9 protein-coding genes are annotated in these 10,218 nt (G+C 74.9%); 4 read left to right on the top strand and 5 right to left on the bottom strand.

Translation table 11 applies throughout. The annotated features are described in order from the left end of the window. Nucleotides 1-52 precede the first annotated feature (52 nt). From EF903_RS21120 to EF903_RS21130, 3 genes are all read left to right on the top strand, one after another. The gene (locus EF903_RS21120; protein WP_125545474.1) at nt 53-328 is read left to right on the top strand and encodes a hypothetical protein; all 276 of its coding nucleotides are present in this window, start codon (nt 53-55) and stop codon (nt 326-328) included. A gap of 172 nt (nt 329-500) precedes the next feature. Next, nucleotides 501-2,240 carry a cation acetate symporter gene (locus tag EF903_RS21125; protein ID WP_125545476.1) on the top strand — a complete coding sequence of 580 codons (1,740 nt, stop codon included), beginning with the start codon at nt 501-503 and terminating at the stop codon, nt 2,238-2,240. Beyond that, on the top strand, nt 2,237-3,469 hold the full coding sequence (locus EF903_RS21130; RefSeq protein WP_125545477.1) for a histidine kinase: 1,233 nt from the start codon (nt 2,237-2,239) through the stop codon (nt 3,467-3,469). Before EF903_RS21125 ends, EF903_RS21130 begins: the two co-directional genes overlap by 4 nt. Before the next feature lie 95 nt (nt 3,470-3,564). On the opposite strand, the gene EF903_RS21135 is transcribed toward EF903_RS21130, so the two are convergent. After that, nucleotides 3,565-5,013, bottom strand: a complete 1,449-nt coding sequence (locus EF903_RS21135; RefSeq protein ID WP_390336417.1) for a GuaB1 family IMP dehydrogenase-related protein — start codon at nt 5,011-5,013, stop codon at nt 3,565-3,567. 230 nt (nt 5,014-5,243) lie between these two features. Between EF903_RS21135 and EF903_RS21140 the strand changes: the two genes are divergently transcribed. After that, on the top strand, nt 5,244-5,768 hold the full coding sequence (locus EF903_RS21140) for a hypothetical protein (protein WP_125545481.1): 525 nt from the start codon (nt 5,244-5,246) through the stop codon (nt 5,766-5,768). Nucleotides 5,769-5,831: 63 nt separating this feature from the next. Here EF903_RS21140 and EF903_RS21145 read toward each other — a convergent pair whose 3' ends face one another. The 4 genes from EF903_RS21145 to rpe form a co-directional block, all read right to left on the bottom strand. Further along, nucleotides 5,832-6,236, bottom strand: coding sequence for a barstar family protein (locus tag EF903_RS21145; protein WP_125545483.1), 405 nt, complete (start codon nt 6,234-6,236; stop codon nt 5,832-5,834). Then, entirely contained in the window at nt 6,233-6,670 is a 438-nt protein-coding gene (locus EF903_RS21150) for a ribonuclease domain-containing protein (protein ID WP_125545485.1), read from the bottom strand. The genes EF903_RS21145 and EF903_RS21150 overlap by 4 nt, the downstream gene beginning before the upstream one ends. A 56-nt stretch (nt 6,671-6,726) precedes the next feature. Continuing rightward, the gene (locus EF903_RS21155) at nt 6,727-7,773 is read right to left on the bottom strand and encodes a sugar-binding transcriptional regulator (protein WP_174250431.1); all 1,047 of its coding nucleotides are present in this window, start codon (nt 7,771-7,773) and stop codon (nt 6,727-6,729) included. Between the two features lie 91 nt (nt 7,774-7,864). Next, nucleotides 7,865-8,551, bottom strand: coding sequence for a ribulose-phosphate 3-epimerase (gene rpe, locus EF903_RS21160; protein ID WP_125545487.1), 687 nt, complete (start codon nt 8,549-8,551; stop codon nt 7,865-7,867). Nucleotides 8,552-10,218 lie beyond the last annotated feature (1,667 nt).

A 10,218-nucleotide genomic window follows, 5' to 3' on the forward strand; every position in this document is an offset into this window, starting at 1 on the left:
CCCCCGGGCCGCCCTATCGTGGGAGCGGACGTCACCAGGGGAGGGTGGGCGGATGGCCGACATCCAGGCGCTGCTCGACGCCGTGGCGGGGCTGCCCCGCGCCCGGCCCGCGGGACCCGACGAGGCCGAGGCGCTGCTGGCCCGGCTGCGCAGTGCCGCCGCCCGCTGGGCCGACGTCCTGTACGAGGCCGGCGAGGGCGCGGGCCGGCAGCTGCCGCCGCGCGCCGAGGCCGCCCTGAAGCTGGCCTTCCGGCGGGCCGAGGACTCGTACGTGGAGCTGGAGATCGCCCTGCGGGACTGCACGGAGCACCGGGGCGCGGCACGCTGACCGCGCCGCCCCCGGGGCGCCGGAGCACCTCCCCGCGCGCCGCCCGCGCGCCGGGCGGCCCCCCGGCCGGGTGTGGCCGGAGCGGGGCGCCGGAACGCGCCGGATCACGCCTGTTGCCACTCGCGCACCGTGCGTAGACTCCGTCACCCCTCCCCCGGCCGAAGGACCCCCGTTGAACCAGACGTACGCGCTGACCGCGGTCACCGCCGTCGTCCTGGCCACGGTGCTCGTCGGCGCGCTGGGGCTGCGGATCTCCCGCACCACCTCCGACTTCTACGTCGCCTCCCGCACCGTCGGCCCCCGCCTCAACGCGGCCGCGATCAGCGGCGAGTACCTCTCCGCGGCCTCCTTCCTCGGGGTCGCGGGACTGGTGCTGCTCCAGGGGCCGGGGATGCTCTGGTACCCGCTCGGCTACACCGCCGGCTACCTGGTGCTGCTGGCGCTCGTCGCGGCCCCGCTGCGGCGCTCGGGGGCGTACACGCTGCCCGACTTCGCCGAGGCGAGGCTGGAGTCGCGGGCTGTGCGCCGGATCTCCGTGCTGTTCGTGGTGGGCGTCGGCTGGCTCTACCTGCTGCCGCAACTGCAAGGCGCCGGGCTGACGTTGGAGATCCTCACCGGGGCCCCGCACTGGGCGGGCGGCACCGTCGTCGCCGTCGTGGTGACCGCAGCCGTCGCCGCCGGCGGGATGCGGAGCATCACCTTCGTCCAGGCCTTCCAGTACTGGCTCAAGCTGACGGCCCTCCTCGTGCCCGCGTTCTTCCTGCTGGCCGCCTGGGCAGCCGACGGCGCCCCGCGGGCCTCCTTCGACGCCCCGGCCGTCTTCCGCGAGCACACCGCCGTCACCCTCGCCGAGGACGTGCGGCTGACCCTGGACGCGCCGCTGGCGGTGACGGCCACCGGCCGCGTCGACGGGCGCACCCACACCGCCGAACCGCTCGCCCTCTCCCCCGGCGAGCACCTCGTCGGGGCGCGCACCCGGCTGGAGTTCGCGCCGGGCACCCCCGTCCCGCAGTCCCGTCCGGCGGCCGGGGCGGGCGCCTCCCGCTGGTCGGAGCCCCTGGCCGGCGACCGGGGGGACGTCCCGGCGTCCGGCCTGTACGCCACGTACGGGCTGATCCTGGCCACCTTCCTCGGCACCATGGGCCTGCCGCACGTCGCGGTCCGCTTCTACACCAGCCCCGACGGGCGGGCCGCGCGCCGCACCACCCTGGCCGTGCTCGGCCTGCTCGGCTCCTTCTACCTGCTGCCGCCCCTGTACGGGGCCCTCGGCCGGACGTACGTCCCCGAACTCGCCCTCACAGGCGACGCCGACGGGGCCGTGCTGGTACTGCCCGAGCGGGTCCTCGGCGGGCTGCCGGGCGACCTGCTGGGAGCACTCCTCGCGGGCGGGGCGTTCGCCGCTTTCCTGTCGACGGCGTCCGGGCTGACCATGGCCGTGGCCGGGGTCCTGCACCAGGACGTCCTCCCCCGGCGGGGGCTGGGCGCCTTCCGCGTCGCGGCCGTCGCGGCGATGGCGGTGCCGCTGGCCGGGAGCACCGCCCTGGCCGACGCACCGGTCGCGGACGCGGTGGGGCTCGCGTTCGCCGTGTCCGCGTCCTCCTTCTGCCCGCTGCTCGTCCTCGGCATCTGGTGGCGCGGGCTCACCCCGCCCGGCGCGGTCGCCGGGCTGCTCGCCGGCGGCGGGGCCGCCCTGGGCGCGGTGGCCGCGACGCGGGCGGGGGCCGCCCCGCGGGGCTGGGCCCACACTCTGCTGGCCTGGCCGGCCGCGTGGTCCGTGCCGCTGGGGTTCCTGACGATGGTGCTGGTGTCGCTGGCCACGCGCTCGCGCGTGCCGGCCGGGACGGCTGCGACCCTGGCCCGGCTGCACCTGCCGGAATCCGTGGCCGGCGCCCGCCCGGGCGGCGCCCCGTGAGCGCGGCGCTCACCGCGGCGTGCGCCGCGGCCGCGGCGGCCCTCGCGGGCGCGGGCTGGGCGGGCGGCCGGTGGCACGCCCGGCGCGCCGACCGGACCTCCGGGCCGGACCTGGGGACTCCGGTGGAGCGGGCGACGTTCCACACCCTGCACACGGCGTCGCTGGCCGCGCCCCCGCTGCGGGCCGGCCTGACCGCGGACTCGGCCCGCAAGGCCGCCCGGCGGCTGCGCTCGCTGCTCGGCACCGAAGCGCTGTGCCTGACCGACCGGGAGGCGGTGCTCGCCTGGGACGGCCCGGGCGCCGACCACCACGAGGAGCGGGCGGTGGCCCGCGTGGCGGCCGTGCTCGACTCGGGGCGCAGCCTCAGCGTGCGCACGGGCTGCGAGCGGCCGGACTGCCCGCTGCGGTGGGCGGTGGTGGCCCCGCTGACCGGGGAGGACGGGGTGCTGGGCGCGCTCGTGGCGTACGGCTCGCGGGAGTCGGCGGTGCTGGTGCGCGCGGCGACCGAGGTGGCGCGCTGGGTGTCGGTGCAGCTGGAGCTGTCCGAGCTGGACCGCTCGCGGACCCGGCTGATGGAGGCGGAGATCCGGGCGCTGCGGGCGCAGATCGCCCCGCACTTCATCTTCAACTCCCTGGCGGCCATTGCCTCGTTCGTGCGGACCGATCCGGAGCGGGCCCGCGACCTGCTGCTGGAGTTCGCCGACTTCACCCGCTACTCCTTCCGCCGGCACGGCGAATTCACCACGCTGGCGGAGGAGTTGCGGTCGATCGAGCAGTATCTGGCGCTGGCCGGGGCCAGGTTCGGGGACCGGCTGAAGGTGGTCCTCCGGGTCGCGCCGGAGGTGCTGCCGGTGGCCCTGCCGTTCCTGTGCCTGCAGCCGCTGGTGGAGAACGCGGTCAAGCACGGCCTGGAGGACTCCTCCGGGGCGTGCCTCATCACGATCGCGGCCCGGGACGCGGGCGCGGAGGCCGTGATCACCGTCGAGGACGACGGCGTGGGGATGGACCCGGCACTGCTCCGGCGGATCCTGGCCGGGGAGGCCGGGGAGCGGGCGGGGTCCTCGCCCGGGATCGGGCTGACGAACGTGGACGAGCGGATCCGGCAGGTGTACGGGGACGCGTACGGCCCGGTCATCGAGACGGGCGTCGGCGCGGGCATGAAGGTGACCCTGCGGATCCCGAAGTACCGCGCCGGGGTGTACAGCACCCCGCCGGGGCGGCTGCCGTGAAGGCTCGCGCCGGGGCTCCGTGAACACGCCGGCGGCCCCGGCCCGACCGCTTGCGCGGGTACGGGCCGGGGCCGCCGGGCGGGCCGTGGGGAGGGTCAGCTCCAGCTGGCGTGCAGCGGCTTGCCCTCGGCGTAGCCGGCGGCGGACTGGACGCCGACGACGGCCTTCTCCGCGAACTCGGCCAGCGAGCCGGCGCCCGCGTAGGTGCAGGAGGAGCGGACACCCGCGATGATCGAGTCGATCAGGTCCTCGACGCCCGGGCGCTGCGGGTCGAGGAACATGCGGGAGGTGGAGATGCCCTCCTCGAACAGCGCCTTGCGGGCGCGGTCGTAGGCGGACTCCTCCGAGGTGCGGTTGCGGACGGCGCGCGCCGAGGCCATGCCGAACGACTCCTTGTAGAGGCGGCCGTCGGCGGACTGCTGGAGGTCGCCCGGGGACTCGTAGGTGCCGGCGAACCAGGACCCGATCATCACGTTGGACGCGCCGGCGGCCAGGGCCATCGCCACGTCGCGCGGGTGGCGGACGCCGCCGTCGGCCCACACGTGCTTGCCGTACTTCTTCGCCTCGGCGGCGCACTCCAGGACCGCGGAGAACTGCGGGCGGCCCACGCCGGTCATCATGCGGGTCGTGCACATGGCGCCGGGGCCCACACCGACCTTGATGATGTCGGCGCCGGCGTCGACGAGGTCCTTGACGCCCTCGGCCGCGACGATGTTGCCGGCGACGATCGGGACCTGCGGGTCCAGGGCGCGCACGGCCTTGATCGCGTTGATCATCGACTCCTGGTGGCCGTGGGCCGTGTCGATGACGAGGGTGTCCACGCCGGCGTCGAGGAGCTGCTTGGCCTTGCCGACGTAGTCGCCGTTGATGCCGATCGCGGCGGCGATCCGCAGCCGCCCGGCGGCGTCGGTGGCGGGCGTGTAGAGGGTCGCGCGCAGGGCGCCCTTGCGGGTCAGGATGCCGACGAGGCGGCCGTCGGCGTCGACGGCGGGCGCCAGCTTGCGGTGGCCGGCGTCGAGCTTGTTGAAGGCCTCGCGGGCGTCGATGCCGGCGTCGATGAGCAGCAGCTCCTTCGACATGACCTCGGAGAGCTGGGTGAAGCGGTCCACGCCGGTCAGGTCGTGGTCGGTGACCACGCCGACCGGCCGGTTGTCGGCGTCGACGACGACGCCGGCGCCGTGGGCGCGCTTGGGCAGCAGGGAGAGCGCGTCGGCGACGGTCTGGGTGGGCGCCAGGGTGATCGGGGTGTCGAGCACGAGGTGGCGGGTCTTGACCCAGGAGATGACGTCGGTGACGACCTCGATCGGGATGTCCTGCGGGATGACCACGAGCCCGCCTCGGCGGGCCACGGTCTCGGCCATGCGGCGGCCGGCGATCGCGGTCATGTTCGCGACGACGAGCGGAATGGTGGTGCCGGTGCCGTCGGGGGCCGAGAGGTCCACGCCCTGGCGGGAGCCGACCGCGGAGCGGCTCGGCACCATGAATACGTCGTCGTACGTCAGGTCGTACGGCGGCTTCAGGTCATTGAGGAAACGCACGTGCAGAACATCCCAGTCGAGTCGGAGGATCCCGTCATACCCAGGAAGGGCAGCCGAGGAAACGCACGTACTTCATTCTCACACGGCCCGGCACGAAAGCCGCCCCGGCTGATCGTCCAGGACATACCGGACCTGCTGGTGGGTTCCTACCACGGGGCGTCCGGGCAGGCCGTTCTCCGACTTCGGGACGCCTCGCCCCTTGCCCGGGACCGGCCGTCGGATGCAACGTTGATTACATGATTACAGCCGAACAGAGCGAGCAGCTCCGCACCTGGTTCGCGGACCGCATCCCGGCCGGCGTCTACGCGTCCGTGGATGAGGTCGTGGCCGACCGCGAGGAGATCACCGTCGTCGGCACCCTCCCCGCCGGCGAGTCGCCCGAGGCGTTCCGCGAACGCACCCGCGGACAGCGCATGGAAGTCGCCCGCGAGGCGGAAGAGCTCTACCGCCGCAAGGTCGCCTGGGGCGTCCGCTCCGGCGCGGAGCGCATCCTCTTCACCCACCTGGCCGTCCCCGTCATGACACGGCTGCGCCAGCCGGAGCGGCAGGTCCTCGACACCCTCGTCGAGGGAGGCGTGGCCCGCAGCCGGGCCGACGCCCTCGCCTGGTGCGTCCGCCTCGTCGGCCGCAACACGGACGCCTGGCTCGCCGAGCTCCGCGCATCCCTCGCCAAGGTCCGCGAGGTCCGCGAGGCGGGCCCGGACCGCGAGGAGAACGCCGGCGGGAAGGGGCCTCGGCCCGAGGGCCCCGAGCAGGCCTGAGAGGCCGGGGGCGGGGCCGGCCGCCTCAGGACCGGGCGGCCGCGTCAGGACCGGCCGGCGGCGTCAGGACCGGGCGGCGGGCGCACCCTCGGGCGGCCCGACCGATCCGTCGTCGACGACCACGTCCAGCCGCACCCCGCCGCCCGGTTCCCGCGCGCGCTCCACGGCCTCTTCCAGCACCTCGCGGAGCGTCTCCCACTCCCCGGGGCGCGCCGCCGCCCAGCCGCGCCAGGACGTCACCGCGATCAGCCTCCCCGGCGCCTCCGACAGCCACGACAGGTCCCCCAGCGCATCGGCCAGCGCGTCCCAGTTCCGCCCGAACCAGTGCGGCAGCTCCAGCGCCTCCTCCCAGCGCCGCATCAGCTCCGCCTTGCCGCGCACCCCGCCCAGGTCCACCCGTACGGTCACCCAGCCGGCCTCCTCGGCGGCGGCCAGGGCCGGCGCCAGCGGTCGCGGATGCAGGGTCATCGGAGAACCGCCTTGAAGGAGTCGTAGTGGTCGTCCGTGTAGTAGAACTCGCCGCCGCTCCCCGTCACGATCCGCCGGGCGCCGCGGTCGCGCTCCCCCGGGGTGCGCACCGTGTACTCGTGGTAGTAGCCGCGCTTCTGCCGGGGCAGGATCTTCTCGAAGTTCCCGAACACCGCCCCGTCCTGCCGGTACGGGTACGGCCCGCCCCGGTCGATGAGCGCCAGCACCTCGCGGGCCTGCGGAGGCAGCTCGTCGGCCCGTACGGCCGCCATGCCCCGCGCCCACGCGGGAGCGGACGCCGAGGGCCGCTGCGACGGCAGCGCACCCTGCGCGGGCCCGGACGGGCCGCACCCCGCCGCGGCCGCCAGGGCCACGACCAGGAACACCGCCCCGAGCACGCGGGACAGCAGCCGGGGCACGCTCCTCACGATCATGCCCCGATCGTGCCAAAAATCCGTTTCGCGGGCGAATCGCCCACGACACCGCCGGATCAGTCGTCCGGGTCGGCCCGGTCCAGCGCCGGCCGCAGGCCCGGCTCGGACTCGGTCAGCAGGTAGTCAGCCACCGCCGTGTCCGTGACCAGGCTCGTCACCAGGCCCGACCGCAGGACCGCGCCGATCGCGGCCGCCTTGCGCAGGCCGCCCGCGATCGCCACCACCTCGGGGATCCGGCGCAGCCGGTCCGCCTCGACCGTGATGCAGCGCTCGCCGAGGTCGCGGCCGACCCGGCGGCCGTCCTTGTCGAAGAGGTGCGCGGACATCTCGGCCGCCACGCCGAGGGAGGCGTAGTGGGCGCGCTCCTCGTCGGTCAGCATGTCGTGCACGGTCGAGATGCCCGGCTCCCAGGAGCCGATCGACACGGCCGCGACGGTCACCTTGTCGAAGTACTCGAAGGCCCGCGCGATGCCCGTCTGGCTGCGCAGCGCGGCCGCCGTCGCCGGGTCGGGCAGCAGCATCGGCGCGTAGATCGGGTGCGCGTCGCCGCCGGACACCTGCGCGGCGCGCCGCACGGCCTCCACCGAGCCGCGCTCCGCCGTGCCGGCGTCGTACACGCCGGTCAGCTGCACGACGGTGCACTGCGGCAGCCGGTGCAGCGAGGCCGCCATGTGGATGGTCGACCGGCCCCAGGCCAGGCCCAGCACGTCGCCCTCGCTGACGAGCTCGCCCAGCAGGTCGGCCGCGACCGCGCCCAGGTTCTCCGGGTCCGGCGCGTCCTCGGTCGTGTCCGCCGGGGACTCGACCACGACGGCGTGCCGCAGCCCGTACCGGGCACGGAGCGCGTCGGAGCGCTCCGCGTCCAGTTCGGCCGGCACCCGGATCTCGATCCGCACGAGGTCGCGTTCGAGGGCCGTCTCCAGCACCCTGGCCACCTTGAAGCGGCTCACGCCGAACTCCTCGGCGATCTGGATCTTGGACTTGCCCTCCAGGTAGAAGCGGCGGGCCATGGCCGCCGCCTGCACCAGCTCCGCGGGTCCCATCCGCAGGGCTGACCGTCCCGCCGACATTGCCGACACCGCGTTCTCCTCACTGCTGTTCACACTCTCGACTCGCCGTTCATCCTGTCAGATCCGGCGGCCGTTGATCAGCCTGGACGGCTCCCGTTCACCGAGCCGTCCACCAACCCTTGCCTCAGTGGTCGCATACCCAGGGCGCCGCGGCGATCGCGACGTCCGCCTGCTCGCGCAGGGTGCGTACGGCAGCTGCCGGATCGACCGCCCCGTAGACCGCGCTGCCGGCCACGAAGACGTCGGCCCCGGCCTCCGCGCACCGCTCGATGGTGGTGGCGGAGACACCGCCGTCGACCTGCAGCCAGATGTCCAGATCGTGCTTGGCGATCAGCTCCCGGGTCCGGCGGATCTTGGGCAGCATGATGTCGAGGAACGGCTGGCCGCCGAACCCCGGCTCGACCGTCATGATCAGCAGCATGTCGAGCTCGGGGAGGAGGTCCTCGTACTGCTCGATCGGCGTCGCGGGCTTCAGCGCCATGGCCGCACGCGCGCCCTTGGCCCGGATCTCCCGGGCGAGGCGCACCGGCGCGGCCGCCGCCTCCGCGTGGAACGTGATCGAGCCGGCCCCGGCCTCCACGTACTGCGGCGCCCAGCGGTCCGGGTCCTCGATCATCAGGTGCAGGTCGAGCGGAATGTCCGTGGCCCGGCTGAGCGACTCGACGACCGGCATGCCGAGGGTCAGGTTCGGGACGAAGTGGTTGTCCATGACATCGACGTGCAACCAGTCGGCACCCTCGACGGCCTTCGCCTCCTCGGCGAGACGGGCGAAGTCGGCGGACAGGATGCTGGGGGAAATCTGAGCGGCCATGCCCCAAGCCTGCCATGCCCCCGCCACCTTCAGGCCACGACCCCGCACCCCTGCCCCGCGGGCCGCGGCGGGGCAGGGGGCCGGCCACGACCGCCCCCGGCCCGCACCGGGGATGCGCGGCAGCGCCGGGGGAACGCAGCGGGCCGCGCCGGGAGCCGCCAGGCCGGGCAAACCGCGGAGCACGCGGCCGCTCGGAGGCCGGAGAGACAACGCCCGAACCGGGCACGGGCCCCCGCGGGCCGGGTCCGGAAGGTGACGGCGCGGCGGGGGCGGCGGAGGCCGCGCAAGCGGGTGCGGCCGGAGGCGACGTGGCCGAGGCGACGGCATCCGCACGGGCGGGGTCCGCAGGCGAGGGCGAGGTCGGGCTTGGCGGAAGCCGCACAAACCGGGCCGGACGGCGGCGGGCCGGGAGATCGGCAGCAGCCGCGCACGCGGGCTGGACAGGAGACGGCGGAACCGGGGACCAGCGGCAGCCACGCACGCGGGATCGACAGGGCGACGGCTGGATGCGGGTGAGGCGGGAGCACCCACTCGGCTCGCCGGGGGAGGCGGCGAAAACCTGTGAGGCGGGAGCCGGCGATTCGGGGTCGGATGGTGCTGGGGGTGTCCCGGCAGCCCATTGTCCTTCCGGTGCGGGCCGTCCTGTAAAGGGCGCTCCTCCTTCGTCGTCGCGTCGCTGCGCGATGGCCCTCGCGGGCCACCCTTGACAGGACGACCCACCCCGGAATGCCAACAAGCTGCCGGGAAGCCCCCAGGAAAACGGCCTGGAGGGAGCGAAGCCATAGGGGGTCATCAGGGAGCTTTCTCTCCCGCCCAAGCGGCCCCTTTCACCCCACCGGCATCAGCAGAACCGAAGCGAGATCCCGGCCGGCTCTGACCGCACGAAGCGACGCCCAGAGCATCATCCGGAAACAGGAGCGCCCCAGATCGCCACGTGGGCGCCCTCTGCTCAGCGGCCGACCGCCGCCCGGGGCCGCGAAGCGCCCGAGCCCCCTTTACACACTCCGGTCAACTCGGGCCGCGAAGCGCCCCAGACCGCCACACCCCTCGGTCCTTCGTCGCCCGACCGCCGCCAGGACCGCGAAGCGGTCCGACTCGCCGCCGCCGCTCCCTTTTCGGCGTCCGGCCGCAGGAGCAGCCTTCACCCCCGTCGCCCCCTGCTATCCCACGGTCAGCCGCCGAGCCGACGGCGCCCCTGTAGCGATCTGACGCGCCGCCTCCGCCCCAGACGGCCGCCGGACGCCCAAGGGAGCCGGGCCACGTAGCGATCTGACGCGCCGCCCCCGCCCAGGACGGCCGCCGGACGCCCAAGGGAGCCTGGCCACGTAGCGATCTGACGCGCCGCCCCTGCCCCGGACGGCCTCCGGACGCCCAAAGAGCCCGGCCACGTAGCGATCTGGGGCGCTCCTGTCGCCGGATGACGCTCTGGACATCGTTTCGCGACACCAGAGCCGGCACGGCTGCCGCCGGCGGGTCTGCTGATGCCGGTGGGGCGGGATGCGGCCGCCGGGGCGGGAGAGAAAGCTCCCTGATGCCCCCTCATGCCTCACCCTCCCTCCAGGCCATTCCCCTGGGGGCTTCCCGGCAGCTTGTTGGCATTCCGGGGCGGGACGTCCTGTCAAGGGTGGCCCGCAAGGGCCATCGCGCAGCGACGCGACCGCAGGGAG

The sequence above is a fragment of the Streptomyces sp. WAC05292 genome (assembly GCF_003949955.1).
GTDB classification, from domain to species: domain Bacteria; phylum Actinomycetota; class Actinomycetes; order Streptomycetales; family Streptomycetaceae; genus Streptomyces; species Streptomyces globosus.

Excerpts from the sequence above, each read along its gene's own strand:
- EF903_RS21120 (WP_125545474.1), top strand. The coding sequence starts at position 53 with ATGGCCGACATCCAGGCGCTGCTCGACGCCGTGGCGGGGCTGCCCCGC.
- EF903_RS21140 (WP_125545481.1), top strand. The coding sequence starts at position 5,244 with ATGATTACAGCCGAACAGAGCGAGCAGCTCCGCACCTGGTTCGCGGAC.
- EF903_RS21145 (WP_125545483.1), bottom strand. The coding sequence starts at position 6,236 with ATGACCCTGCATCCGCGACCGCTGGCGCCGGCCCTGGCCGCCGCCGAG.
- EF903_RS21150 (WP_125545485.1), bottom strand. The coding sequence starts at position 6,670 with ATGATCGTGAGGAGCGTGCCCCGGCTGCTGTCCCGCGTGCTCGGGGCG.
- rpe (WP_125545487.1), bottom strand. The coding sequence starts at position 8,551 with ATGGCCGCTCAGATTTCCCCCAGCATCCTGTCCGCCGACTTCGCCCGT.